The organism is Tardiphaga sp. OK245 (genome assembly GCF_900108575.1).
Taxonomy (GTDB): Bacteria; Pseudomonadota; Alphaproteobacteria; order Rhizobiales; family Xanthobacteraceae; genus Tardiphaga; species Tardiphaga robiniae.
Map to the genome: position 1 here is coordinate 365,866 of NZ_FNWZ01000004.1, position 24,943 is coordinate 390,808.

A 24,943-nucleotide genomic window follows, 5' to 3' on the forward strand; every position below is an offset into this window, starting at 1 on the left:
GGCTTGATGGATCTGCACCAGTTGCGCTGTTTCGTGACGGCGGCGGACGAACTGCATTTCGGCCGCGCGGCGCAGCGGCTCGAAATGATGCCGTCCGCACTCGGCCGCTACATCCGCCTCCTCGAGGACGATCTCGGCACACGTCTGCTGACGCGCACAACGCGCAGCGTCGCCCTGACCGATGACGGCGTCGAGTTTCTGAAACAGGCGCGCGACCTGCTCGCCCGCGCGGATCAGATCGCGTCGTCCTTCCGCGCACGCGTGCGGGCCCGTGCAGCCACGATCCGGGTCGGCGCAATCGACAGCGCCGCCGCCGGGCTTCTGCCGGCGCTGCTTCACGATCTTCGCGAACGCGCCCCTGACCTTGCCATCAAGCTTGATGAGGACAAGACGATCCGGCTGCTGCCGCGCTTGCTGTCGGGCCGGCTCGATCTGGCTTTTGTCCGACCGCCCGAGAGTGCCGACAAGCGGTTGGAATTCATGTTTCTGTTTCACGAGACAGCCGTCGTGGCCGTCTCCGAACGCCATCCGCTGGCGTCGCGCGCGCATCTGACGATCTCCGATATCGCCGACGAACCTCTGATCGTGCCGGAGCGACGGTCGCGGCCGCACAGTCACGATCTGACGATGAAGCTGTTTGCAGAAGATGGACTGCAGGCCAATGTCGTGCAGATCGCTGACGAGAAGCAGACCATCGTCAATCTCGTTGCCGCCGAAATCGGGCTGGCGATCGTGCCGCGCTGGACGTCTCGCATGCCCGCACGCGGCGTGCGCTATATGCCGCTCGGCATGGCGGCAATGAACCGGCTTCCGCTCGCCGCAGCCTGGGTCAGAGGGACCCGCGATCCGGCACGGGATCAGATTCTCGACATGCTGAAGGCCAATCTGGCGCGCTACGCGCTGGAAGCATGACAAGAGGAAGCACGACAAGGCTTGCCGGTCGTTTTGTCGCATAACTAAATTTAATCCAGGCGGCACTTATTGCGACACAAAGCGTCACTACATCTCCAGCGCGCAAAGCAAGCGCGCTTTGAAGACAGAGGACGCCATGACACCGCAAGAACGCCAACTGGTTGACGATCTCTTTGACCGGCTCAGCAAGGTCGAAGGCGCGCCACGCGATCCGGACGCGCTCGACGCCATTGCGCAGGGCCAGCGCCGCGCACCCAATGCGCTGTACGCGCTGGTGCAGACCGTATTGCTGCAGGACGAAGCGCTGAAGCGCGCCCATGAGCGCATCCAGCAACTGGAAGGCAACGGCGCCCCCGAACAGGCGGCTCAGGGCGGTTTCCTCGATTCGATGCGAGACGCCCTGTTCGGTCAGGGTCAGAACCCGAACCAGCCGCGCGGCTCCGTGCCGAGCGTTCGCCCGCCCGAGCCGAGCCGTCCTGCCTGGAACACCGGACAGGTGCTCGGCCAGCCCCAGCCACAGGGTGGCTACGGCCAGGGCGGCTATGGCCAAGGTCCCGCACCGGGCCAGTTCGGCCAGCAGCAGCCTCAGGCTGGTGGTGGCGGCGGTTCGTTTCTGGGTACCGCAGCGGCAGCCGCAGCCGGCGTGGTCGGCGGCTCGCTTCTGCTCGGCAGCATCCGTTCGATGATGGGCGGCAGCCATCAGCAAGGTTTTGGCGACGCCGCCAATGCCAGCGAGAGCAAGAGCCCGTGGAGCTCCGGTTCGGATTCGTCCGGTGGCAACCTGGGCAATCAGGCCGGCGTCAATGATATCGGTTCGTCCAGCGGCTCCCGCGCCGGATCCTTCGATCAGGCGCAGGCCGATGCCGATCAGGACCAGGATCAAGACCAGGACGACGGCGATTACGACGCCATGGACATGGACTCCGACGACAGCGATTTGGCATAATTGTCGGGCGACGCAGCCTTAACCTCTCCCCGTTTTTTACGGGGAGAGGTCGGCCGGCGAAGCCGGACGGGTGAGGGGCATCGCGCGATATGAGCCTCGGTCGCTCAACTATCGGATCGGATTTTAGCAGCAAAAGATGGCCGGCCGCGTAACGGTGGGATCGACAGTCCCTTCGTGATGAGAGCGCATGCCCCGCCCCTCACCCGGCGCTGCGCGCCGACCTCTCCCCGCACAGCGGGGAGAGGTTAAGCAAGATCAGATCACGACGACCCGGGCGCCAACGCCGACGCGGCCATAGAGATCGATGACGTCCTCGTTGCGCATACGAATGCAGCCTGAGGAAACGTTGGTGCCGATCGTCCATGGCTCGTTGGAGCCGTGAATACGGTACAGCGTCGAGCCGAGATACATCGCACGCGCACCGAGCGGATTTTCCGGACCGCCTTCCATGTAACGCGGCAGATCAGGACGGCGCGCCAGCATTTCCTTTGGCGGCGTCCACGACGGCCATTCCTTCTTCGCCGTGATCGTCTTCACACCGGACCAGGTGAAGCCCGGCCGGCCGACGCCGATGCCATAGCGCATCGCCTTGCCACCGCCTTGCACCAGAAACAGGAACTTGTTCGGCGTATCGACGACGATGGTGCCGGCGCTTTCGCTGCCCTGATATTCGACCATCTGCGGTTGATACTTGGGATCCAGCGCGGGACGCGCGGCATCTGCCGTCTCCTCCTGCTGATAGACGCGCTGTTGCGGATCCATCGGCGGCAGCAGCGAGCGGCGCTGCTCGTAAGAGTAGTCCGGCTGTTGCTGGTAACGCTGGCCCTGCTGCGCCGGACCATCACTGAACAGAAACTCGATGAAGCCGCCGCCCATGCGCGAGCGTTCGGCATAGGCCGTGCGCTGCATCGGGCGCTGCGGCTGCTGCGAATACACCACCGGAGGCTCGGCGAATTGCGCCGCGGCTTCCACCGCAAGCGTCTGATGCGATCCAGCTGCGATGAAAGATGCGCTGGCAAGAAGCGTGAGAGAGAATTTTTTGAACATCGACGTACTCTGCACTGTTTCGTCGTGCGCGTTCTCACCTGAGAAGCGCTTTGCACACTCCGACTTAAGGTTAAAATCGCCTCGGTTTGGTAAACACAATCGCCGTTTGGATTCACCACGTCGTCAAACGGCGCAGTTCTATTTGGTAGCGTTTATTTTGAATGAACGCGAAAGCCCCATGGTTAACTAACAGTTCTCTGGCAGACATTTCGACTATAGGTGCGATGTTCCCGCGTGAACTTCACGTTAAACTCATGGGTATACGAACGGGGGATTGATTGAACGTTGGGGGACCTGATGTCTGTTCGTCGCAAGCGATTTCGCATTGAAGAAGTTTTCGGTACTGCACCTATGCCCAATGAAGTGGTGGGCAGCAGCGAGCCGATGCCAATGCATCGCGAAATCATGGCTGAGCTCCGCGCGATCCGCGCGCAGATGGGAGCGCCGGCCCGCAACGCCGTGACAGATCAGGTCGGCGCCGCCGCCGATCAGCAGGTCGCGGAAGCGCAGGCGCTGCTTGCAACCTACCGCGCTCAGATCGAGCAGTGCGAAAAGCTCAAGATCGAACTCGATCTGATCCACGACGCCATTACCCGCACCAAGATGGAAATCGCAGTTCTTCACGGCAAGAGCTTCGAAGGCGACGAAATGGCGAAGGTCAACGGTGAACTCGGCGCTGTCGTCGGCGGCACCGAAGAAGCCACGCAGCAGATTCTCGCCGCAGCCGAAGCCATCGATAATGCATCGACAGCGCTCGGCAAGGTGACCTCACCCGATCAGCAAAAGCAGATGCTGGAAGAGATCGGCGATAACGTCGTCGCGATCTTCGAAGCCTGTAACTTCCAGGACCTCACCGGCCAGCGCATCAGCAAGGTGATGACCACGATGAAGTTCATCGAAAACCGCATTACTGCGATGATGGACATCTGGGGTGGCGTCGATGAGATCAAGGCGCATGCGCCGGCCAAGGTCGATGACCGCAGCGAAGACGACAAGCTGCTCAACGGCCCGAAGCTGGACGGCGACGTCGGCCACGCTTCACAGGACGATATCGACGCGCTGTTCGGCTAAGATAATTTTCGACCACAGTTAGAGATCGTTTAACGCCGGGCCGCAACGCCCGGCGTTTTTATCATCACGAAACAGAGCAGCACCGCCAGCGCCAGCACGGTCCCAAGCAGCAGCACCATGCGGTCGGACAGCGTCTCGACCGCGGATGCCACCACGAACGGTGCAAAGGCCTGCACGAACAAGGCCGGCCGCGCGATGCGGCCGATGACGCGGCCATATCCGACCGGACCGAACATCAGCAGCGGCAGCGCGCCGCGCGCGATGGTCATGACGCCATTGGCGGCGCCGAAAGCAACCGCGAACAGCGCCGCGAGCGGAAATGAAATCCCGGCCAATGCCAGCATTGCGAAGGCAGATACTACGAGCACCACCGCCCCGCGCGCGATCCACAGCGGATGGGTGCGTCCCGCCAGCATGAAGTCCGCCAACCGCGATGCCACTTGCGCCGGGCCGAACATCGCACCGATGGTCACCGCCGTTGCAGCACTGAGCCCGCCGCGCTCCAGCAGCGCGAGCAGGTTCGAGGTCACGCCCGACAGAATGAAGCTGTAAAGCGAGAAAGCCGCCGCCAGCAGGATGAACGACCAGCCTTCCGGGCGCAGGGTTGCCTGCTGGGGGACGACAACGGCGTCCACCACGGGCAGCGGCGCGACGGCGACGTGGCGCGGCAATGCAAAAGCATGAAGCGGCGCAACGACAAAGGCGAAGATCGCTGCGAAGGTCAGATACGTCCCGCGCCAGCCGACAGCCTCAAGCAGAAGATGGGTCGCCGGCCAGCCGACCGTCGAGGCGAAGCCGCCTGCAAAGGTCACGAAGGTGATCTGCCGCCGCGCCGAGGCACCGAAGATGCGCGTCAGCGTGGCGAAGGCGGGATCGTAGAGCGACGCCGACATTGCAGCGCCGAGCAACAGCCAGCAGGCCAGATAGGTCGCGGGATGGTCGGCTACTGAAAACAGAGCGAGACCCAAGGCACCGGCCAACGCGCCCGATGCCATGACGACATTGCCGCCGTGGCGGTCGATCAATCCACCAACCACCGGCGACAGCAGTCCCGATACGATCAGCCCCAGCGAAAAGCCCGCCATGCCGAAGGCCAGCGACCAGCCATGTGCCGCCGTGACATGCGGCATGGTCAGCACCGGTGGATAGATCAGGATGCCCCAGGTCAGGATCTGGGTGAATGCCAGCACAAGGACCGCGCGGCCCGGTCCGAAAACAAGGTCACGCAATCGGTGCATGGGCTCACGTCTTCAAGGGAGTGGCGGGACCCGCCTTACGCCTCAGGTCAGGCCTTGTCAGGTCAGGCCTTGGGTGCGCAACGGACATAGACCATGTTGCCGTAGCGAACCGCAGCGTCCTTGTCGATGAAGCGCGTGACGAGAATCCGGCCGTCGAAGGAGACGATCTCGCGATCCTTCTCGCCACCGGCGGGACCGGGCGGGCCGATATAGTTCTTGCCGCTCGGCGAGCCCTTGAGGCGCAATTCCTGCGGCGTCGCCTCGTCGGCAAGATGCATGATGACCCCGCCGGTCGCGCCCTGGCCGATGATATAGGGCTGCTTGCACTGGCCGCGCGCGGCATTCTCGGTGCGAACGCGATCATTGGGATTCATATAGGACGCCAGGCCCCAGCGGCCGACGAGTTCTTCCGAGCGGATCGAGGCTGGCAGTTCCGGCGCCGGCGGGGGCTCCGGCGGCGGTGTCGGCTGCGAGTTCCCAAAGCTGAACCCGCCCAATCCACCAGACGTGCCGCACCCGCCCAATGACAGCGCCAAAGTTGAAACGATCGCCAGATGGGCAACCGTGCGGGCGTAGCGTGACCTGATCATATTATCCCCTAGAGCAAATTCCCCGGCTGCCCGTCCCGGCAGCCAAGCGCAAAACACCTGACGGCGCAATGAGGTCGGCAGAATTACGCCGACTCTCCATTATGGTTTCCAGATCATCCTATATTGGCCTCACCAAGGCCTTAAGGCCTAGCTTGACTCAAAAAGCGTCTGGCCATATTTCCCGGACGCTCAATTAGCACTCCCGGAGCGCGATTGCTAAGGGAATGAGCCGGGCGCCTTGAGCGTTCCGGCTGGATTCCCGCCCGCCTCCGAGATGGCAACGAAATCGCAAACCCTAAAGGGACACTCCCATGGCCAAGACCAAATTCCGCCCGCTGCACGACCGCGTCGTCGTCAAGCGCATCGTCGCCGACGAGAAGACCAAGGGCGGCATCATCATCCCGGACAGCGCCAAGGAAAAGCCGTCTGAAGGCGAAGTCGTCGGCGTCGGCCCTGGCGGCCGCGACGAAGCCGGCAAGCTGATCCCGATCGACATCAAGGTCGGCGACAAGGTTCTGTTCGGCAAGTGGTCGGGCACCGAGATCAAACTCGACGGCGAAGAACTCCTCATCATGAAGGAGTCGGACATCATGGGCGTGATCGCTTAAAGGCGGTCCGCTCTCCAAACACTCGGACGTCATGCCCGGACTTGATCCGGGCATCCATCTGGCTTCTTCGCAGGAAGATGGATGGCCGGGTCAAGCCCGGCCATGACAGCGTTTTAATTTCAAATTCCCATCACTCGGAGCACCATCAACATGGCAGCCAAAGACGTTAAATTCTCTGGAGACGCGCGCGATCGCATGCTGCGCGGCGTCGACATTCTCGCCAACGCCGTCAAGGTCACGCTCGGTCCGAAGGGCCGCAATGTCGTGATCGAGAAGTCGTTCGGCGCTCCGCGCATCACCAAGGACGGCGTCACCGTCGCCAAGGAGATCGAGCTCGAGGACAAGTTCGAGAACATGGGCGCGCAGATGCTGCGCGAAGTCGCCTCGAAGACCAACGACACCGCAGGCGACGGCACCACCACCGCCACCGTGCTGGCCCAGGCCATCGTCCGTGAAGGCGCCAAGTCGGTTGCTGCCGGCATGAACCCGATGGACCTCAAGCGCGGCATCGATATCGCCGTCGCCGCCGTCATCAAGGACATCACCAAGCGCGCCAAGCCGGTTGCGTCTTCGGCTGAAGTCGCTCAGGTCGGCACCATCTCCGCCAACGGCGACGCCGCCATCGGCAAGATGATCGCCCAGGCGATGCAGAAGGTCGGCAACGAAGGCGTCATCACGGTTGAAGAGAACAAGTCGCTCGAGACCGAAGTCGACATCGTCGAGGGTATGAAGTTCGATCGCGGCTACCTGTCGCCCTACTTCGTCACCAATGCCGAGAAGATGACCGCCGAGCTCGAGGACGTGTACGTCCTGCTCGTCGAGAAGAAGATCTCCAGCCTGCAGGCCATGCTGCCGGTGCTCGAAGCCGTGGTGCAGTCGGGCAAGCCGCTCCTGATCATCGCTGAAGACGTCGAAGGCGAAGCCCTCGCTACCCTCGTCGTCAACCGCCTGCGCGGTGGCCTCAAGGTTGCTGCCGTCAAGGCACCGGGCTTCGGCGATCGCCGCAAGGCGATGCTGGAAGACCTCGCCATCCTGACCGGCGGTCAGCTCGTCTCGGAAGATCTCGGCATGAAGCTGGAAAGCGTCACGCTCGCCATGCTCGGCCGCGCCAAGAAGGTCGTGATCGACAAGGAAAACACCACCGTCGTCAACGGCGCTGGCAAGAAGCCGGCGATCGAGGCCCGCGTCAATCAGATCAAGGCGCAGATCGAGGAAACCACCTCGGACTACGACCGTGAGAAGCTGCAGGAGCGTCTGGCCAAGCTGGCCGGCGGCGTTGCCGTCATCCGCGTCGGCGGCGCGACTGAAGTCGAAGTGAAGGAAAAGAAGGATCGCGTGGATGACGCGCTGAACGCCACCCGTGCGGCCGTTCAGGAAGGCATCGTCCCCGGTGGCGGTACTGCGCTTCTGCGCGCCAAGAAGGCCGTCGGCCGTCTCACCAACGAGAACGCCGATGTGCAGGCCGGTATCAACATCGTGCTGAAGGCGCTGGAAGCTCCGATCCGCCAGATCGCCGAAAACGCCGGCGTTGAAGGTTCGATCGTGGTCGGCAAGATCCTGGACGAGAAGTCCGAGACCTTCGGCTTCGACGCGCAGACCGAAACCTATGTCGACATGGTCGCCAAGGGCATCATCGATCCGGCCAAGGTGGTGCGTACTGCACTGCAGGACGCCGCCTCGGTTGCCGGCCTGCTGGTGACCACCGAAGCCATGGTCGCCGAACTGCCGAAGGAAGCTGCACCGGCGATGCCGGGCGGTGGCGGCGGTATGGGTGGCATGGGCGGAATGGGAGGCATGGGCTTCTAAGCCCTGCTTTCACGCTCAACTGCATTGTGATCGAAGGCCGCCTCCGGGCGGCCTTCTTTTTTGCCTGCCACGCATCGTGCTTGCGACTTATGGCCTTTCGCCTTGGTCGCGGTTCTGATTCAATCCCGTGATTAATCTCGCATGGGCGGAATCAGATAAATCCGCCCGGAGACACGTCGATAACGTCCAGGGACTTTTGAAATGCGCGCGCTTCATCTTTGTCTGCTCGGCCTTACGGTCACCGCCTCGGTTGGGACCGTCCACCACGCTTTCGCGCAGGTGAAAGCCGCGCCGAAGAGCCAGCCGGCAGGCCCCGAGACGCGCTATTTCACCTCGATCGACGGCGTCATGAACGGCAATGCCGACGTCATCCTGCGGGAGACGCGGCAAGGCAAAGCCGTCACGGCGGCGACACTTGATGTCTGCTATCCCGCCGAGAAGGGCAGCGACCGCAAGGATCGCTTCGTCGCCAATCTCACGGTCAGCGGGTCGACGCTGACCGGCGCAACGCAGACCCAGGTCGACAAGCTGCCGGTGACCATCAAGCTGAACCGCCGGCCGACCGGCGACACGTTCGAATTCAAGGGACAGATCTCGGTCGGCCAGACCAACAACAATGTGACGTCTTCGGACAATTCGGACCAGAGCGAGAAGGAATTCCAGGACAATCAGTCCACCGACGACAATATCGCGCCCGCACCGAAGGATTTCACTGAAGTGTCGCCCGAAGCGATCGCGGTCAAGATCAAGCTCGAAGCCGCACTCGATTTCGTCCGCACGCTGCGCGGGCAGAATGTCGAGGTCGCGTTGAACAGCCTGGCCGTATCGTGCGATGCACTGCGCGCCGGCGAGCAGGTCATCAGCCTCGCCATCGATCCGGAACGCGCTGCGGCTTTCGTCGCCAAAACCAAGACTTATCCCGGCGTCGTCAATGTCGGCTGGACCACGGGCGCTATCGACATGGATCGCACCGTGCGCTTTGCGGCCGCCGACTGGCGCGATGGTGACAAGATCAATCGCAACAAGGTTGCGACCACGCTGGCGAATGTGCTCGCCAGAACCATGTCGGGCAAACCTGCCGCCGCGTCATGGGACGACGAGACCGGAAAGCTGAAGCTGACCTTCAAGCGCCCGAGTCAGGTTCTGCCCGCGCTCGAATTGACGGAGACGGTCGAGGTCAACGCGATCATCGCTCCCGACAAGCCCGGCACGACGGATAAGCTAATCCTGTGGGTCAGCACACCGTCAGTAACAACCGCGGATGAGAACTCGGGCGCGAAGCTGGCTCTCGCGGATTCGCCGACGGCCGATGAAGAGAGTGATCCGCGCGACGACAACGGCGCGGTTGCAGCTGTCGCGGCGGAGTTCAAGGCACAGCGTTGGGATGCAGATAATTCGAACTGGAAGTGAGCGCCGCTACTTCCCCTCTCCCCTTGTGGGAGAGGGTGCCTGAGCGAAGCGAAGGCGGGAGAGGGGTAGCAGCAAAACTCAGCGCCTGTGGCACCCCTCTCCCGTCTCGAACGCACTTCGTGCGTTCGATCCACCCTCTCCCGCAAGGGGAGAGGAAAAGGAAGAAAGCTTCGCTACCAACGCAGCTTAAGCTATCAGTTCGTATTCAGCCGAAACCGCAGCGACTTCGGCCCGACGAACGTCACTGCATCACCGCGCCGCTGCCAGTTGGTGGCCGCGCCGAGATCGGCGAGCAACTGATCGTCCATCGCGGCCTGTGCGTCCGAGCAACTGCGGTTCTCCATCGCGCCGGCGACGAAGACGACGGTGTTGCCGGCGACCGAGAACTGGCCCTTGCCGCCCTTGCACCACAACTCCACCCGCGCCTCGCCGGCCTCGCCGATTTCCAGATTGGGAATCCGCTTCGAGCCGGGCTGACGCTGTGCATCCAGAGTCATTTCCATGCCGAATGGAAACTCTTCGGCGGCATGCGCAGGGACGGCAATCAGAAACGCAGCGCCGGCAAGAGCGGCCCGCAGCAAAGTGGTCATGGCAGTCATATGAATTCTCGGCGTGATGGGATCGGCGACAATGGCCGCGGTTCTACCCGCGGCCGCGACGGTTGACCAGAACCGTCGGGAAACAATATGGCGCGACAACGAAAAATCCCCGCGGCCTTGCAGCCGCGGGGATTCGTCATTGATTCCTTGCGTGCGCCCTACGGCGCCAGGACCATCAGCGTGAACGGATAGACATAGGCCTGCAGCATCACGAACAGGCCGACCATGCAGGCCAGCACGATCGAGTGCCAGAACACGAAGCGCAGGATCGTGCCCTCATGCCCGAACCAGTTGGTCGCGGTAGACGCTACAACGATCGATTGCGCGTCGATCATCTTGCCCATCACGCCACCGGAGGAGTTCGCCGCGCTCATCAGGATCGGCGACAGACCGAGCTGTTCGGACGTGATCCTCTGCAGGTTGCCAAACAGCACGTTCGACGCGGTGTCCGAACCGGTGAGCGCCACACCTAGCCAGCCAAGCAGTGTGCCGAAGAACGGGTACAGCACGCCGGTGGCAGCGAAAGCCAGACCGAGCGTCGCGTCGACACCCGACAGGCGCGTGAGCGTGCCGATGGCAAGCATCGCCGAGATGGTGATCAGCGAGTAGGCGCAGATCTTGATGGTGCGGCCATATTCCACAATCATCTTCGCAGGCGAGAAGCCCATGATGAAGCCGGAGATGATCGCAGCCAGCAACATGCCGCTGCCGGTATAGGAAACGTAAGTGAACGCGAACACCGCGCCTTCCGGCGTCGGCTTAGAGGCCACCGGTGGCACCTTGTTGATCATGTTGTGCAGCTCAGGCACTGGAAAATTCCAGGAGAAGATCGGGTTGACGATCCCCTTGAACCAGTTGGTGCCCCAGACCAGCAGGATGACGCAGAGGATGATCCATGGCGTCAGCGCGCTCCAGACTTGAGCCGAGGTCAGCTTCTCCGTGCTCATCGGCTTCACCGGTGGCACGGTCGACGCCGAGTCGTCATGTTGGCGCAGCGCGGCCGAGGTCCAGATCGTCTTGGGCTGCCAGACCTTCAGGAACAGGATCAACGCGCCCATCGAGATCAGCGAGGCGCCGATGTCGACGATCCACGGATTGATGAAGTTCGAGATCACGAATTGCGGGATCGCGAAGGAGAGTGCGGTAACGAGGATGGCAGGCCAGACTTCCTTCATGCCCTTCCAGCCGGCAAAGGCCCAGACCACCCAGAACGGGACGATCATGGAGAAGATCGGCAACTGCCGGCCGACCATCGCGCCCAGGATGAAGGGGTCGAAGCCGGTGACGGTGGCGAGGCCCTGGATCGGCGTGCCGAGTGCGCCATAAGCGACGGGCGCAGTATTGGCGATCAGCGACAGGCCCGATGCTGCCAGCGGCGAGAAGCCGAGGCCGATCAGCACGGCGCCGGTGACGGCCACCGGCGTACCGAAGCCCGACGCGCCCTCGAAGAATGCGCCGAACGAAAACGCGATCAGCAGGATCTGCAGACGCCGATCATTGGTGACGCCGCCGATCGCGCGCTGCAGCACCTCAAAGCGGCCGCTATCGACCGTGAGGCGATACATGAAGATGACGTTGAGAACGATCCAGCCGATCGGGAAGAAACCGGTCACGACGCCGAGCGCAGATGCGCGAAGCGACATATTGGCGGGCATCGTGAATGCGTAGATCGCCACAAGATTGGCCAGCACCAGCGCAATGATCGCAGCGATATGCGCCTTGACCTTGTTGGTGGCGATCAGCACCAGCAGGACGACCACCGGTATCGCGGCTACAAGCGTCGAGATCGTCGAGCTATTGAATGGATTGTAGACCTGATTCCACATGGTCGTTCTCCCCCTTTATATTATTGCAGCGGCTCGATCGTTATCGATCGGCAAATTGCTGATTGTTCACTTGCGAGGGCATCCACGATCGGTCAAAGCCGATAGCGCCCATAGGCTACGCGAATGCGAGGCCCCCATGCCTCGCTTTTCGTCATGCTAGGGTGAATCACAGTTTCGCGACAAGGTGCCGCAGGCCATCAAACCAGCTACTTTAGTCTAAACGCTGGAATTCATTTCTGATCTTAAGGGCTTAGAGCCCTCTTCCCGGAGACGACCTGTGAATAACATCCGCTCCACACTCGCGACCGTTTGGCGGATCGCAGTTCCTTATTTTCGTTCCGAGGACAAATGGGCGGGACTCGGCCTCCTCACGGCGGTGATCGCCATCGAGCTGGCGGTGGTCGGTCTCAGCGTTTTGTTCAATCGCTGGAACAACACCTTCTACAACGCACTGCAGGACAGAAACCTCGACGTCTTCACCTATCAGCTCGCTTACTTCAGCGTGCTTGCGGCGATCAACATCGCACTCAAGGTCTATCAGCTCTACCTCAACCAGTGGCTCCAGATCCGCTGGCGGCGCTGGATGACCGAGCGCTATCTCGGCAACTGGCTCGCCGACGCCAACCACTATCGCATGCAGCTGCAGGGCGACGCTGCCGACAATCCGGATCAGCGCATCGCCGAAGACGTGAAGCTGTTCGTGGAGAAGACGCTCGACATCGGCATCGGCCTGCTGAGTTCGGTCGTCACGCTGTTCTCCTTCGTGATCATCCTGTGGGGCCTGTCCGACGCGGCGCCGCTGCATGTGTTCGGTCGGGATATCCCGATCCCCGGCTATCTCGTCTGGGGCGCGCTTATTTACGCCGTGATCGGCACCGCGCTGACGCACTATATCGGCGCACCATTGATGGCACTGAATTTCCAGCAGCAGCGCTATGAAGCGGACTTCCGCTTCAATCTGGTGCGTGCGCGCGAAAATGCCGAGCAGATCGCTCTCTTGCGCGGCGAGCCGGTCGAGCGCCAGCGACTCTCGACCCGCTTCCAGCTGGTCGTCGGCAACTGGATCGACATCATGCGCCGCACCAAGAAGCTGACATCCTTCACGGTCAGCTATCAGCAGATCGCGATCATTCTGCCCTATGTTCTGGTCGCGCCGGCCTATTTTGCGGAGAAGGTCCAGCTCGGCGCCGTGATGCAGACCGCGGATGCGTTCGGCACCGTGCAGGGTGCGCTTTCATTCTTCGTCACGGCCTATCGCACACTGGCGGAATGGCAGTCCGGCGTGATGCGCCTTGATGGCTTCGAGACAGCCATTGCCAACGTACAGGCGCTGACGACCAAGCCCGATATCGTTCACGCCACCGAGACCGGCACCAGTGACATCGCACTGAGCGATCTGACGCTCACCCTCCCCAATGGCGCTCCCATGGTGCAGACGCCGGGCTTCAGCTTCCGCCGCGGGGAACGCACGCTGTTTACGGGCCCATCGGGCTCCGGAAAATCCACGCTGTTTCGCGCCATCGCCGGCATCTGGCCATTCGGCAAGGGCAAGATCTCGATCCCCGCGGATGCGGCGATCATGATGCTGCCGCAGCGGCCGTACTTCCCGGTCGGTACATTGCTGGATGCGGTGGCTTATCCTGCCGGGACCGACGCGTTCAGCCCACAGGAGGTCGGCGATGCCGTCAGATCCGTGGGTCTGCCTGCGCTGGCGACCCGGCTTGATGAAGATGGCCACTGGAATCGCATGCTGTCGCTCGGTGAACAGCAGCGCCTCGGCGTCGCCCGCGCGCTGCTGCAAAAGCCGCAATACCTTTTCCTTGACGAGGCGACCGCATCGCTCGACGAACCATCGGAAGCGGCTTTGTACCGACTGCTGGAAGACAAGCTGCCTGGCACGACTATCGTTTCGATCGGCCACCGCAACACACTCGATGACTTGCATCAACGCAAGGTGTCGCTAACGCGGTCCGGCGATCACTTCGCGCTGGGAGATGCAAAGGCCAGGACGGAAACCGCCTGAGGCGTGACACGCCCCGCTAAAGCCAGTGCCGCGGCCAGTCGCGGCCTGCCGCATAGCGATGCCAGACAAACGTGAAGCTCGCGAGCAGCAGCGCGCCGACCAGCACCGGCGCGACCAGGAACGTCCACGGTAGTGCGTGAGACACGACAAGCAGCGGGTTGATCCCGGCGGGCGGGTGGAATGTGCCGGTGACATACATCGCCAGCACAGCGAGGCCGACTGCCATGGCGGCGGCCCAGGCATGGGGGCCGGTCAGCTTGAGCACCGCGAGCCCTACCAGCGTCGCGACGATGTGTCCGCCGACCAGTGCGCGCGGCTGCGCCGGCTCGGCTTCGGGTGAGCCGATCACGAGGACGATCGAGGTCGCAAAGGGGATGATGACCAGCGGATAATGCGCAACGGCCGAGAAGAACTCCATCACACCGATGGCAATCCCGGCCCCCAGCCCGGCAACGGCACCAGCCAGCGCATTGCGATGATTGTTGCGACGGATCGTCTTCGCTGCGCGCCGCAACCAGTCTCGATTCATGGAAGCTCTATCCCAAAAGAAAAGGGGCGGCAGATTGCTCTGCCGCCCCTTCGATCTCAGTCGAAGTCAATTACTTCAGGTTGGTCATCGCGGTCAGGTCAGCCGACAGCTTGACGATGCCGGTGGCACCGCACCAGCTCGAGCCAGCGCCCGACGGGTTGATCGCGGTGAAGTTGGTGCCGGCGGCAGGAGCCGTGAAGTCCGAAGTGAAGGCGTTGCAATCACCCTTGGACAGGTTGGTGTCCGAGTAGCGCAGGTCAAGCGTGAAGACCTTGTAGGTGAAGCCAATGCCGATGTTCCAGGTGTTGTAGTCGGCGTACTTGATGCCGTTCGGGAAGGCGACGGTACCGTAGAAGGAATCCGAAGTGCCGAGCCACTGGCGACCGAACTCGCCCGAAACGTAGGAGCCGATGCCGGTCGAACCGAACCAGGTCGACGGCGCGATCACCTTACCAGTGATCGAAGCATAGGTACCTTCGGCGCCGGTGTTCAGGAAGTTCGGCGAGTAGAACGCGTTGCCGCCCAGCGAGAAGTAGTCGTTGAAGGTGTAGTTGAGCTTGGCATAGCCTTCGTAGAAGCTTGCGTTCTTCTTGGCGACGCTGCCGTTGGGCAGCGCGACAGCGGAGAGATCGCCACCGCAGAAGGCGGGGGTGTTGAAGCACTGGCCGCCCGGATAGCCGTAATAGAAGAAGCCGAAGTCGAACGCTGCTGCGCCCCAGGTCGGGCGGATACCGAAGTAGCCATCGAGTTCCATCGACGCGCGGTTCGGGAAGGCGATGCTCTCACCGGAGACACCAGCGTAGATCTGGACGTCCTTGGTGATGTTGTAGCGCGGCTCGAAATAAGCTGCGACCGAACCCTTGTTGCCGTTCGACTGGGTGATACCGCGGAACACGTAGTTGCTCATGACGGCAGCGCCGAAAGCGATGTCCCAAGGATCGTAGGCCGCCACGATCGGCGGCGCCTTCTTGTACATCTTCGCGCCCAGATCGGCTGCGGAAGCCGAGCTCATCCCCATGGCGAGCACCGCAGCAGAGGCGACAACAATTTTCTTCATGACATTCCCCATCACTTTTGAAACCAGAGGCAGTTCCGTGTCTGAAAGACGGCGAGACCGCGAAATTCATCGACTGAACGCAACTTTGAGGCGCAAAGTCGCAGTGGTGAAGGAAAAAAAACGAGCAAGTGCCGCCTAAATAGGCGTTCTGACGTTTCCGTGAGAGGTTGTGGCGCGGTGTTGCAAAAGCACAACGTTTTTGGAGGGATTCCAGCCCGAAAATACCACCACGGGGAATTACCACTGACTGCGAATTGTGGATTGCCGTCCGTGGAGCGGTTAACAGCTGCCCGTCAGAGCCTCCGGGCCGACGATCACTCGAATCGCCTGCAAATTCAGGACACCCGGGCATCGGTTGAAATACGCATGCGCGACAGAGCCTGACCAAGCAAAAACCGCAGCGGCGAGCGCTGCGGTTTTCCGGAGTTTATTGGCGAGTCAGGAACGCGGACTTAATCCGGTTCGACTATCTGGTTTCGTCGTGATCGGGCGACGTATCGCCAGGAGATTCGATTGCCGTCGTCTCGCCTGAAGAATGCCCTTCGACCGGTGACGGATCAGGCTCCGGCGTCGCCCAGCTCGGTGTCTCAGCGATTGCCGGTGCGACCGGCTTGGGCTTGGGAGCACGCGGCTTGCGCGGCGGCTTCGGCGGCAGCGCAACCGGCGCTGGAGCTTCTGTCACAGCGGGTGCGGGCGCCGTGCTCGACAACAGCGTAGAAGGAACCTTCACGGACTTCTTGGCAGCTTTCTTCGGTGTTGCTTTCTTGGCGGCCTTTTTCGGCGCAGCCTTCTTCACTGCCTTCTTGGCGGGAGCTTTCTTCGGCGCCTTCTTGGCAGACTTCTTCGCGGCTTTCTTGACAGTCTTCTTGGTGGCTTTCTTGGCCGCCTTCTTCACCGTCTTCTTGGCTGATTTCTTCGCAGCCTTCTTGGCCGCTTTCTTCACAGCCTTCTTCGCGGATTTCTTGACTGACTTCTTGGAGGACTTCTTCGCGGGTTTCGCCGCCGTCAAAAGCTTCTTCTGCTTTTTCTTGTCCTTCTTCGACTTCTTGCCTTTAGCCATCGTGGTCCTCCTGTTGGCGCCGATCCAAAAGGGACCGGCGTTTCAAGTCTTCCGCGCCAGCGCGGGGCCAGTTTAACGCGGGGCCGTTGTCACAATTAGATCAGTTCAATCCTGGCCTGGGACCGCCTGTCGCCCAATCGAGTAGCTCAATCGTATGTACGACCGGGACTGACGTCCCTCCGGCGATCTGAACCATGCAGCCGATGTTGCCGGCAGCGATGATATCCGGCTTGACCATCGCGATGTTGGCGACCTTTCGATCGCGCAACCGGCTCGCAATATCAGGCTGGAGAATGTTGTACGTCCCCGCCGAACCGCAACACAAATGGCTCTCTGGGATATCTTTCACCACGAATCCATTCTTGGAAAGCAATTCTTTGGGAGCCTGTGTGATTTTCTGCCCATGCTGCAGCGAACACGCCGAGTGATAGGCGACGACAAGGTCGCTTTGTTTGTCAGGCTTCGGCAGATCCATGGCGCTGACATACTCGCTGATATCCTTCGCCAGCGCAGAGACCTTGGCGGCCGGCGCGGCGAACTCAGGGTCCTCGCGCAGCATGAAGCCATAGTCCTTGATAACGGTTCCACAGCCGGACGCCGTGACCAGGATGGCGTCGAGACCGCCCCGGTCTGCCTCCCCCAGCCAGACGCCGATATTGGCCTTGGCCCGCGCCAGCGCATCCCCGTCGCGGCCGAGATGATGGGTCAGCGCACCGCAGCACTGTTCGTCCCGGACCAGCACGACCTCGACGCCATGTCGGGTCAAAAGGCTGATGGCGGCCTGGTTGATCCGCGGCGCCAGCACCTGCTGGGCGCAGCCCTGCAGGAGTGCGACCCGGCCACGGCGAGCGCCGATAGCGGGAAAAATGCTGCCACCCAATGGACCGGCGGCGGGTAACTGCTTCGGCGCCATCGTCAGCATCGCCTTCACGCGGCTAAGCAGGTTCGGGTTGGATTGCTTGCTGGTCGAGGGCAGCAGCGCCGCCAGCGGCCGCGCCAGCCGGGCCATGGTCATGCTCAGGCGAAACAGACGGGGACGCGGCAGCACCCAGGCCAGCACGTCACGCAGCAACCGCTCGGAGAGCGGCCGGGTGTAGTCCTTCTCGATCTTGACCCGCGCCTGATCGACCAGATGCATGTAGTTCACGCCGGACGGGCAAGTCGTCATGCAGGCCAGACACGACAGGCAGCGGTCGATATGCTTGACCACCTCCTGCGTCGGCTTCTGATCTTTCTCCAGCATCTCCTTGATCAGGTAGATGCGGCCGCGCGGACTATCGAGTTCGTCGCCGAGCAGCACATAGGTCGGACAGGTCGCCGTGCAGAATCCGCAATGCACGCATTTGCGCAGGATCTTGTCGGCCTCCGCGATATCCGGATCGGCCAGTTGGGTCGGGGTGAATTCGGTTTTCATGTCGCAAGTCTTTCAAGTACCAAGGCCACGCGACATCCGGCCGCGATTGAGAATGGTCTTCGGATCGAAACTGTGACGCACACGCTCGCCGAGCGCCGCGATGCCTTTGGGCTGCGGATGAAACACATCAATGATACGGCGCACATCTTCCGGCGCGCGGATCAGCGTCGCATGGCCACCGGCTGCATTGACCAGCTTGCGGAGTTGCGCTGCCTGCGCATCGGCCGATGGCGGTAGTGCAGCCCAGATCAACCCGCCGCCCCAGTCATAGATGACCTCGCCTTGCGAGCCCTTGGCGATGGCCTGGCCCAGCGCACCGCCGGATGCCGGCGGCGTCACGATGCGCCACACCGGCCACATCGCGCGCGGCCCGCTTGCCGCAAATGGCGTTACGTCACGGACGGCCGCCCACAGCACCGCAGACGCAGCATCTTCAAGTATCTCGGCCACGCCGAATGACTTCAGCGTCGTGCTCAGTGACACCGCGCGCTGCGACGCGGACGCGGTGATGCCTTCGAGGCGGATCAGCGTGACCGATTGGTCGGGCGACGCGATCTCGCCAAGCGCCCCCTGCGTAGTGCGCAACGCCGAGCCCGGCAGATGTGCGGCACCTGAGACATCGAAGGGCGACCCCAGCGCCGCGGTCATCGCCTTGTTCGCTGCGATAGCATCGAGCCCGCGCAGCACCAGGGTGCGCTCGCTCTCCGCCCGCGGCATGACCTTGAGGGTCACCTCCGTCATCACGGACAGCGTGCCCCACGCGCCGGCGAGCAGCTTGCAGACATCGTAACCGGTGACGTTCTTCACCACCCGGCCGCCAGCCTTGTAGCTGTCGCCGAAGCCGGACACGGCATGCACGCCGAGCAAATGATCGCGCGCACCGCCGGCCTGAATGCGCCGTGGCCCGGCGAGCCCGGCCGAGATCATGCCTCCGATGGTGCCGATATCCGGCGTGCCCAGGAGCTGTGACGTGTTCATCGGCTCGAAGGAGAATTGCTGGTTCTTGGAATCGATCAGCGAGAGCACGTCGGCCATCGGCGCGCCGGCCTGCACGGTGAGGATCAATTCGTTCGGCTCATAGGACGTCACCGCATTCAGCGCCGACAGATCGAGCACCGCATTGGTCGCAACGGGCTGGCCGATCATGCGCTTGCTGCCATGACCGATGATCTCCAGCGGCTGCTCGCTTGCAATTGCCGCGCGCACCGCCTGCTCGACGTCCTGAGCGTCGCGTACTTTCAAAATGTCCACGATAGATGCCCTACACGCTGTAGATTCCCTCCCCCCTTGCGGGGGAGGATTAGGGAGGGGGGTAGCCACACGCTCCGGAGATTGGGGTTACCCCCCTCCCCGGCCCTCCCCCCTAGCGAAGCTTTGCTTCGCGCGGAGGGGGGAGGGAGCACTTTGTCCGCGCGTGCTGCAAAAGCAGATGGCACTACTAACTTCACAGTTCTCATCATCAAAACCGCGGCAGATCGGGAAACGCCAGCTTGCCGCCATGCACATGTACGCGGCCGAGTTCGGCGCAGCGGTGCAATGTCGGAAACACCTTGCCGGGATTGAGCAGACCCTGCGCGTCGAAGGCGCATTTGATACGCTGCTGCTGATTGAGGTCGACCTCGCTGAACATCTCCGGCATCAGATCGCGCTTCTCGATGCCGACGCCGTGCTCGCCGGTCAGCACGCCGCCGACCTCGACGCACAGCCTCAGAATATCTGCGCCGAAGTCTTCCGCGAGCTGCAACTCGCCGGGCTTGTTCGCATCGTACAGGATCAGCGGGTGCAGATTGCCATCGCCGGCATGAAACACGTTGGCAACGCCGAGGCCGTATTTGGCTGACATCTCCTTCATGCGACGCAGGACGAGTGGCAATGCCGCACGCGGAATGGTGCCGTCCATGCAGAGATAGTCCGGCGAGATGCGCCCAACTGCAGGGAAGGCTGCCTTGCGGCCGGACCAGAATAGCAGGCGTTCCTGTTCGGAGGTCGATATCTGGCAGGTGGTCGAGCCGCAGCCGAGCGCGATTTTCTCGACGCGCTTGATGAGTTCGTCAACTTCGACGCCTGGGCCGTCGAGCTCGATGATGAGCAAGGCTTCGACGTCCAGCGGATAACCGGCATGCACGAAGGCTTCCGCCGCGTGAATGGCGGGCTTGTCCATCATCTCCATGCCGCCAGGGATGATGCCGGCGCTGATGACATCGGCAACGCATTGGCCGGCCTGCTCGACCTCGGCAAAGCCGATCATCAGCGCACGCGCCGTTTCCGGCTTCTGCAGGATACGCACGGTGATTTCGGTGATGACACCCAGCAGACCTTCGGAGCCGGTAATGATCCCCATCAGGTCGTAGCCCGATGTCTCCGCGGTCTTGCCGCCAACGCGAATGACTTCGCCCGACATCAATACAATCTCGCAGCCGAGCAGATTATTGGTGGTCATGCCGTATTTGAGGCTGTGCACGCCGCCGGAATTTTCCGCGACATTGCCGCCGATCGAACAGGCGATCTGGGACGACGGATCCGGCGCGTAGTAAAAGCCGGCATGCGCTACCGCCTGGCTGATGGCGAGATTGGTGACGCCGGGCTCGACAACAACGGCGCGGTTGTCGAAATCGATCTCGCGCACGCGCTTGAACTTGCCGAGACCAAGCAGTACCGCGTCGGCCAACGGCAGCGCGCCACCGGACAGCGACGTGCCCGAACCGCGCGGCACCACCTTGATGCCGTTCTCGTGACAATATTTCAGAACTTTGGAGACCTGTTCGGTCGTATCGGGCAACACGACGACCATCGGCGGCTGGCGATAGGCCATCAGCCCATCCGACTCATAGGGCAGCATTTCCGCAGCGCTTGAGATCACGCCCTCGCCCGGCACCAGCTTGTGCAGCGCAGCGACAATGGCCTCGCGCCTTGCGAGGACAGCCTGATCCGCCGCCGGCATCATGATGGTCATTGAACGCGCACTCCCGAAGATCGCAGCGATCACTCGGCTGCTTTGCCATGAATCAACCACGTCCGTGTGGCTTTGGGTAGCTTACCAAAGCATGACGCGTCGCATGGTGCCGGAACGCGCGGCAGCCGCCATCGCACTTGTGGACTACTCGGAGCGTGTGCAACAAACTAAGCTGGAAAGCCAACCAACAAAAAGAGCCATCCATGAAGTCTGTCACTTTCGGCGCCCTGATCGTTCTTGCCGCCTCGACCGCCTCCTCCTTCGCACTTGCACAGGACGTCGCCGCCGGGAAATCCTCCTTTAACAAGTGCCTCGCCTGCCACGCTGTCGGCGACAACGCCAAGAACAAGGTCGGTCCGGAACTCAACGGGTTGAACGGCCGCAAATCTGGAACCGCCGAGGGCTATTCCTACTCGGACGCCAACAAGAATTCCGGCATCACCTGGGATGAAGCGACGTTCAAGGAATACATTAAAGACCCGAAGGCCAAGATCCCGGGCACCAAGATGGCCTTTGCCGGCATCAAGAAGGAATCCGAGGTGAATGACCTCTGGGCCTTCCTCGCGCAGTTCGACAAGGACGGCAAAATCAAGCCGTAAGCGCTGAAGCCTTTTGGTTTGGCGCGTTTTCTTGATGCGAACCGGTGCCCACTGCGCTTGAAAACGCGCTAGGCGCCGGCCGCCATCTTGGTCGGCAACACGGCCTGCACCACAAGCCCGCGGGCGCGGGCATCCATCACGCCGACGGCGCGCAGCGCCAGCAGCGTGACGGTCTGCACCGCGTCGCGCAGCTTGGCCTGATCTTCGAGATTGTCAGGCGCCATCGGCCCGACCAGCGCTTCATGTAACGCGCCGAGCAGTGCAGCGGCTGCCAGCGCCGTATCCTGCGCCGGCAAATGACCGGCGCGAATAGCGGCCGAAATGCGGGATTCGATCTCGCCGGCGATCTCGCGGCGGCTGGCCAGTCGCGACTCCGTCACATCGACCTCGACCGGTTCGGCCAGGATGCCCCACGACAATTTGCGGTGAGAAACGACGTGCACGGCGACCGTGGTCACCGCAGCGGCGAGCGCCGATGACGGACCCGGCGCGGCATCCGCAGCCCGGCGGATCGCGGCGAGTTCGTCGCGCGAGACGTCAGCGATGAGTTCGGAAATCAGGTCGGCCTTAGACGGGAAATACCGATAAACCGTGCCCGCCGCGACATTGGCGCGAACCGCAACCGGCGCAATCTGAACCGCCGCCATGCCACCTTCGGCACAGGTTTCGCGTGCCGCCGCCAGAATGGCGCTGCGCCGCGCCGCAAGCCGCTTCACGACTTGATGGGTCCGTCGGTAAACCATGAGCGTCTCATCCCCGGCACCCCTTGGCCAACCTGACGGCTGTCACAAATAAGGTGCGTAACTTCAAGGTTTTGAGCGAACTTCGAGGTGCTCGCGATAAGAACTGAACACTAGTTCAGACTCGTTGACAAGGTGTTTTGCGCATAGCGGGATTCAACTTTTCGGGTAGACCTAGCCGCCAAAGCCGAGCGCCCGGGCGGCCGCGGCTACCGCCATCCCGGTGATGACGGCAATGAAGTCGTTGCGGCGGATGATGGTCACGGCCATCGCGGCGAGGATCGCGAAAACCACCACCGGACCGCCATTGACCGCTACCGGCAACGCGGCGGCGACGATGATCGAGCCCGGCAATGCATCGAGCATCCGGCGAACCCGCGGCGTGACATTGACATAGCCCATCAGCCAGTAGCCACCGAGGCGCGACGCCACCGTGACCGCAGTCATGACCGCGAAGGCGACCATCACATCGCTGCGCAAAAATTCCGTCATGCGGACACACCCGCCGGATGTTGCGGTTCGGGTTCGTCCATGAGCCCGGCACTGATCGCTCCCGATAGCGCGCCGGCGATGATGAACCACCAGCCCGGCACTAACCAATGCACCGCGACGGCAACGACGCCCGACACGACCCAAGGGATGGCACGGCGGGGGCCCTTCCATGCGGGCACCAGCATCGCGGCATAGAAGGCCGGCATCACCAGATCGACACCATACTTTCTAGGGTCAGTGAGCTGTTCGGCCAGCAGGAAGCCCGGGATCGCCGAGAACAGCCAAGTAAAATACAGCACGATACCGCCACCGAGATAGAACGACGCATCGGCCCCGCCATGATCGCGATAGCGCATTGCTGCGAGCCAGCCGCCATCAGTGACCAAGAGCATCGACGGATAGGCCTGCCACGCGGGCAACGTGCCGAACCACGGGCGCAATGTCGCGCTCATCAGGAAGAAGCGGATGTTTACGGTGAGTGTGAGCAGCGCCAGCGTCGCGATCGCGCCCGGCGTCAAAACATCAGGCCATGACTGCACCGCAACAAATTGCGAAAGCCCGCCATAGACCGTCGCCATCATCACCTCGACTTCGGCAAGCGAGAGGTTCTTCTGCGCGCACAGCGCACCGAATGCCATGCCGAAGGCCAGCGTGCCGGGCAGCATCGGACCGATGGCAATGATGCCAGGCACGATGGCGGCCTTCGACCAATAGGCTGGTGCTTTAGGGATGTGGGTGGCGTGCATCGACTGATCCGCATGACGCCCGCAGGCCAATCATGCCTGCGGGCATCACGCGATCAGGTCAAGCGATGCGGATTCATATGCGCCATGCAGCGGTGGATATGAGACCAAAGACTACTCCCAATTCAGCGCGCCACCATTCTGGTATTCGATCACCCGGGTCTCAAAGAAGTTCTTCTCCTTCTTCAGGTCCATGGCTTCCGACATCCACGGGAACGGATTTTCCGTCTCAACGAACACCGGTACGAGACCGATCTGGGCGCAGCGGCGGTTGGCGATGAAGTGCATATAGGTCTCGCACAATGCCGCATTCAGTCCAAGGAAGCCGCGCGGCATGGTGTCCCGCCCGTAGGCCGCCTCGAGCTCGGCCGCGGTGCGGATCATGTCGCGGATTTCCTCCTGGAACGCTTTGGTCCAGAGGTGCGGATTCTCGATCTTGATCTGGTTGATGACGTCGATGCCGAAATTCAGGTGGATCGATTCATCGCGCAGGATGTACTGATACTGTTCGGCGATCCCGACCATCTTGTTGCGGCGGCCGAGCGACAGGATCTGCGCAAAACCCGTATAAAACCACATGCCTTCGAAGATCACATAGAACGCCACGAGATCGCGCATGAAGGCCTGATCGGTCTCCGGCGTGCCGGTCTTGAAGTCGGGATCGTCGAGATGCTGGGTGTGCTTGAGCGCCCAGGCGGCCTTCTCGGTGATCGACGGCACCTCGCGATACATGTTGAACAGCTCGCCCTCATCGAGGCCGAGACTCTCGACGATGTACTGGAAGGTGTGCGTATGCACCGCCTCCTCGAACGACTGCCGCAACAAATATTGCCGACATTCCGGATTGGTGAGGTGGCGATAGATCGCCAGCACGATATTGTTGGCGACAAGGCTCTCTGACGCAGCGAAGAAGCCGAGATTGCGCTTGATCGCACGGCGCTCGTCTTCGGTCAGGCCGTCGCGCGACTTCCACAGCGCGATGTCCGCCTGCATCGAGACTTCGGTCGGCATCCAGTGATTGTTGCAGCCGGCGAGATACTTCTCCCACGCCCACTTGTATTTCAGCGGCAGCAGCTGATTGACGTCGGCGCGGCAGTTAATCATGCGCTTCTCGTCCACCGAGACGCGCCCGCCGGAGCGGTCGATGGTGCCAAGGCCGGTGGCGTCGGTGGGAGATTGCGGGATCGGGATGAAGGCGGGGGCTTTGGGAGCGGATGAGGTATCGGACCAGTCGAGCATGGGGTGTTCCTTGCGTATTTGTTCGGCCCTCATGGTGAGGA

Annotated in this window: 23 protein-coding genes; 8 read left to right on the top strand and 15 right to left on the bottom strand. The window is 62.0% G+C overall.

Annotated features, from left to right (window positions below; all coding sequences use genetic code 11):
- Positions 1 to 6 precede the first annotated feature (6 nt).
- Together BLW80_RS20360 and BLW80_RS20365 are read left to right on the top strand one after the other, a co-directional pair.
- Positions 7 to 912, top strand: a complete 906-nt coding sequence (locus BLW80_RS20360) for a LysR family transcriptional regulator (RefSeq protein WP_093759384.1) — start codon at positions 7 to 9, stop codon at positions 910 to 912.
- A 136-nt stretch (positions 913 to 1,048) separates the two neighbouring features.
- Entirely contained in the window at positions 1,049 to 1,858 is an 810-nt protein-coding gene (locus tag BLW80_RS20365) for a DUF2076 domain-containing protein (protein WP_093759385.1), read from the top strand.
- Positions 1,859 to 2,113: 255 nt separating this feature from the next.
- Here the strand turns inward: BLW80_RS20365 and BLW80_RS20370 are convergent, their stop codons facing one another.
- Complete coding sequence (locus BLW80_RS20370) at positions 2,114 to 2,905, bottom strand: L,D-transpeptidase (protein WP_093759386.1); 792 nt, start codon at positions 2,903 to 2,905, stop codon at positions 2,114 to 2,116.
- A 297-nt stretch (positions 2,906 to 3,202) separates the two neighbouring features.
- On the opposite strand from BLW80_RS20370, the gene BLW80_RS20375 reads away from it, so the two are divergent.
- Complete coding sequence (locus tag BLW80_RS20375) at positions 3,203 to 3,976, top strand: protein phosphatase CheZ (RefSeq protein WP_089261924.1); 774 nt, start codon at positions 3,203 to 3,205, stop codon at positions 3,974 to 3,976.
- A 29-nt stretch (positions 3,977 to 4,005) separates the two neighbouring features.
- On the opposite strand, the gene BLW80_RS20380 is transcribed toward BLW80_RS20375, so the two are convergent.
- A complete protein-coding gene (locus BLW80_RS20380) occupies positions 4,006 to 5,214 on the bottom strand; it encodes an MFS transporter (RefSeq protein WP_093759387.1) in 1,209 nt (402 codons plus the stop codon).
- Positions 5,215 to 5,276: 62 nt separating this feature from the next.
- A complete protein-coding gene (locus BLW80_RS20385; RefSeq protein WP_068733601.1) occupies positions 5,277 to 5,804 on the bottom strand; it encodes a hypothetical protein in 528 nt (175 codons plus the stop codon).
- A gap of 311 nt (positions 5,805 to 6,115) precedes the next feature.
- On the opposite strand from BLW80_RS20385, the gene BLW80_RS20390 reads away from it, so the two are divergent.
- The 3 genes from BLW80_RS20390 (at position 6,116) to BLW80_RS20400 (ending at position 9,628) form a co-directional block, all read left to right on the top strand.
- Positions 6,116 to 6,412: a co-chaperone GroES gene (locus BLW80_RS20390; RefSeq protein ID WP_089261928.1), complete on the top strand. Its 297-nt coding sequence runs from the start codon at positions 6,116 to 6,118 to the stop codon at positions 6,410 to 6,412.
- Positions 6,413 to 6,562: 150 nt separating this feature from the next.
- On the top strand, positions 6,563 to 8,218 hold the full coding sequence (gene groL, locus BLW80_RS20395) for a chaperonin GroEL (protein ID WP_068733597.1): 1,656 nt from the start codon (positions 6,563 to 6,565) through the stop codon (positions 8,216 to 8,218).
- 201 nt (positions 8,219 to 8,419) lie between these two features.
- Entirely contained in the window at positions 8,420 to 9,628 is a 1,209-nt protein-coding gene (locus BLW80_RS20400) for a hypothetical protein (RefSeq protein ID WP_093759388.1), read from the top strand.
- A gap of 194 nt (positions 9,629 to 9,822) precedes the next feature.
- Here BLW80_RS20400 and BLW80_RS20405 read toward each other — a convergent pair whose 3' ends face one another.
- Both BLW80_RS20405 and BLW80_RS20410 read right to left on the bottom strand, forming a co-directional pair.
- Positions 9,823 to 10,218: an META domain-containing protein gene (locus BLW80_RS20405; protein ID WP_439062707.1), complete on the bottom strand. Its 396-nt coding sequence runs from the start codon at positions 10,216 to 10,218 to the stop codon at positions 9,823 to 9,825.
- 167 nt (positions 10,219 to 10,385) lie between these two features.
- Entirely contained in the window at positions 10,386 to 12,053 is a 1,668-nt protein-coding gene (locus BLW80_RS20410) for an L-lactate permease (RefSeq protein ID WP_093759389.1), read from the bottom strand.
- 277 nt (positions 12,054 to 12,330) lie between these two features.
- On the opposite strand from BLW80_RS20410, the gene BLW80_RS20415 reads away from it, so the two are divergent.
- Positions 12,331 to 14,076 (top strand): ABC transporter ATP-binding protein/permease, encoded by a 1,746-nt coding sequence (locus BLW80_RS20415; protein ID WP_093759390.1) that lies wholly within the window; start codon positions 12,331 to 12,333, stop codon positions 14,074 to 14,076.
- 16 nt (positions 14,077 to 14,092) lie between these two features.
- On the opposite strand, the gene BLW80_RS20420 is transcribed toward BLW80_RS20415, so the two are convergent.
- The 6 genes from BLW80_RS20420 to BLW80_RS20445 form a co-directional block, all read right to left on the bottom strand.
- Positions 14,093 to 14,605 carry an HPP family protein gene (locus BLW80_RS20420; RefSeq protein WP_093759391.1) on the bottom strand — a complete coding sequence of 171 codons (513 nt, stop codon included), beginning with the start codon at positions 14,603 to 14,605 and terminating at the stop codon, positions 14,093 to 14,095.
- Between the two features lie 70 nt (positions 14,606 to 14,675).
- Complete coding sequence (locus BLW80_RS20425; protein WP_089261939.1) at positions 14,676 to 15,662, bottom strand: TorF family putative porin; 987 nt, start codon at positions 15,660 to 15,662, stop codon at positions 14,676 to 14,678.
- Positions 15,663 to 16,128: 466 nt separating this feature from the next.
- Positions 16,129 to 16,722, bottom strand: coding sequence for a hypothetical protein (locus BLW80_RS20430; RefSeq protein WP_089261941.1), 594 nt, complete (start codon positions 16,720 to 16,722; stop codon positions 16,129 to 16,131).
- 100 nt (positions 16,723 to 16,822) lie between these two features.
- A complete protein-coding gene (gene glcF / locus BLW80_RS20435; protein ID WP_093759392.1) occupies positions 16,823 to 18,136 on the bottom strand; it encodes a glycolate oxidase subunit GlcF in 1,314 nt (437 codons plus the stop codon).
- Positions 18,137 to 18,148: 12 nt separating this feature from the next.
- Complete coding sequence (locus tag BLW80_RS20440; RefSeq protein WP_093759393.1) at positions 18,149 to 19,387, bottom strand: FAD-binding protein; 1,239 nt, start codon at positions 19,385 to 19,387, stop codon at positions 18,149 to 18,151.
- A gap of 208 nt (positions 19,388 to 19,595) precedes the next feature.
- Complete coding sequence (locus tag BLW80_RS20445; protein ID WP_093759394.1) at positions 19,596 to 21,089, bottom strand: FAD-linked oxidase C-terminal domain-containing protein; 1,494 nt, start codon at positions 21,087 to 21,089, stop codon at positions 19,596 to 19,598.
- Positions 21,090 to 21,292: 203 nt separating this feature from the next.
- On the opposite strand from BLW80_RS20445, the gene cycA reads away from it, so the two are divergent.
- On the top strand, positions 21,293 to 21,688 hold the full coding sequence (gene cycA / locus BLW80_RS20450; protein WP_089261949.1) for a cytochrome c-550 CycA: 396 nt from the start codon (positions 21,293 to 21,295) through the stop codon (positions 21,686 to 21,688).
- Between the two features lie 68 nt (positions 21,689 to 21,756).
- Here the strand turns inward: cycA and BLW80_RS20455 are convergent, their stop codons facing one another.
- The 4 genes from BLW80_RS20455 to BLW80_RS20470 all read right to left on the bottom strand — a co-directional run bounded on the left by BLW80_RS20455 (position 21,757) and on the right by BLW80_RS20470 (position 24,902).
- A complete protein-coding gene (locus tag BLW80_RS20455; protein ID WP_089261951.1) occupies positions 21,757 to 22,431 on the bottom strand; it encodes a TetR/AcrR family transcriptional regulator in 675 nt (224 codons plus the stop codon).
- Between the two features lie 171 nt (positions 22,432 to 22,602).
- Positions 22,603 to 22,920, bottom strand: a complete 318-nt coding sequence (locus BLW80_RS20460) for an AzlD family protein (protein ID WP_089261953.1) — start codon at positions 22,918 to 22,920, stop codon at positions 22,603 to 22,605.
- Positions 22,917 to 23,666 (bottom strand): AzlC family ABC transporter permease, encoded by a 750-nt coding sequence (locus tag BLW80_RS20465; protein ID WP_093759395.1) that lies wholly within the window; start codon positions 23,664 to 23,666, stop codon positions 22,917 to 22,919. The genes BLW80_RS20460 and BLW80_RS20465 overlap by 4 nt, the downstream gene beginning before the upstream one ends.
- 111 nt (positions 23,667 to 23,777) lie before the next feature.
- A complete protein-coding gene (locus tag BLW80_RS20470; protein ID WP_093759396.1) occupies positions 23,778 to 24,902 on the bottom strand; it encodes a ribonucleotide-diphosphate reductase subunit beta in 1,125 nt (374 codons plus the stop codon).
- Between the last annotated feature and the right edge of the window lie 41 nt (positions 24,903 to 24,943).

What these genes read in the sequence shown, in the direction of transcription:
- BLW80_RS20360 (WP_093759384.1), top strand. Translation starts at nt 7, where the DNA reads ATGGATCTGCACCAGTTGCGCTGTTTCGTGACGGCGGCGGACGAACTG.
- BLW80_RS20365 (WP_093759385.1), top strand. Translation starts at nt 1,049, where the DNA reads ATGACACCGCAAGAACGCCAACTGGTTGACGATCTCTTTGACCGGCTC.
- BLW80_RS20370 (WP_093759386.1), bottom strand. Translation starts at nt 2,905, where the DNA reads ATGTTCAAAAAATTCTCTCTCACGCTTCTTGCCAGCGCATCTTTCATC.
- BLW80_RS20375 (WP_089261924.1), top strand. Translation starts at nt 3,203, where the DNA reads ATGTCTGTTCGTCGCAAGCGATTTCGCATTGAAGAAGTTTTCGGTACT.
- BLW80_RS20380 (WP_093759387.1), bottom strand. Translation starts at nt 5,214, where the DNA reads ATGCACCGATTGCGTGACCTTGTTTTCGGACCGGGCCGCGCGGTCCTT.
- BLW80_RS20385 (WP_068733601.1), bottom strand. Translation starts at nt 5,804, where the DNA reads ATGATCAGGTCACGCTACGCCCGCACGGTTGCCCATCTGGCGATCGTT.
- BLW80_RS20390 (WP_089261928.1), top strand. Translation starts at nt 6,116, where the DNA reads ATGGCCAAGACCAAATTCCGCCCGCTGCACGACCGCGTCGTCGTCAAG.
- groL (WP_068733597.1), top strand. Translation starts at nt 6,563, where the DNA reads ATGGCAGCCAAAGACGTTAAATTCTCTGGAGACGCGCGCGATCGCATG.
- BLW80_RS20400 (WP_093759388.1), top strand. Translation starts at nt 8,420, where the DNA reads ATGCGCGCGCTTCATCTTTGTCTGCTCGGCCTTACGGTCACCGCCTCG.
- BLW80_RS20405 (WP_439062707.1), bottom strand. Translation starts at nt 10,218, where the DNA reads ATGACCACTTTGCTGCGGGCCGCTCTTGCCGGCGCTGCGTTTCTGATT.
- BLW80_RS20410 (WP_093759389.1), bottom strand. Translation starts at nt 12,053, where the DNA reads ATGTGGAATCAGGTCTACAATCCATTCAATAGCTCGACGATCTCGACG.
- BLW80_RS20420 (WP_093759391.1), bottom strand. Translation starts at nt 14,605, where the DNA reads ATGAATCGAGACTGGTTGCGGCGCGCAGCGAAGACGATCCGTCGCAAC.
- BLW80_RS20425 (WP_089261939.1), bottom strand. Translation starts at nt 15,662, where the DNA reads ATGAAGAAAATTGTTGTCGCCTCTGCTGCGGTGCTCGCCATGGGGATG.
- BLW80_RS20430 (WP_089261941.1), bottom strand. Translation starts at nt 16,722, where the DNA reads ATGGCTAAAGGCAAGAAGTCGAAGAAGGACAAGAAAAAGCAGAAGAAG.
- glcF (WP_093759392.1), bottom strand. Translation starts at nt 18,136, where the DNA reads ATGAAAACCGAATTCACCCCGACCCAACTGGCCGATCCGGATATCGCG.
- BLW80_RS20445 (WP_093759394.1), bottom strand. Translation starts at nt 21,089, where the DNA reads ATGACCATCATGATGCCGGCGGCGGATCAGGCTGTCCTCGCAAGGCGC.
- cycA (WP_089261949.1), top strand. Translation starts at nt 21,293, where the DNA reads ATGAAGTCTGTCACTTTCGGCGCCCTGATCGTTCTTGCCGCCTCGACC.
- BLW80_RS20455 (WP_089261951.1), bottom strand. Translation starts at nt 22,431, where the DNA reads ATGGTTTACCGACGGACCCATCAAGTCGTGAAGCGGCTTGCGGCGCGG.
- BLW80_RS20460 (WP_089261953.1), bottom strand. Translation starts at nt 22,920, where the DNA reads ATGACGGAATTTTTGCGCAGCGATGTGATGGTCGCCTTCGCGGTCATG.
- BLW80_RS20465 (WP_093759395.1), bottom strand. Translation starts at nt 23,666, where the DNA reads ATGCACGCCACCCACATCCCTAAAGCACCAGCCTATTGGTCGAAGGCC.
- BLW80_RS20470 (WP_093759396.1), bottom strand. Translation starts at nt 24,902, where the DNA reads ATGCTCGACTGGTCCGATACCTCATCCGCTCCCAAAGCCCCCGCCTTC.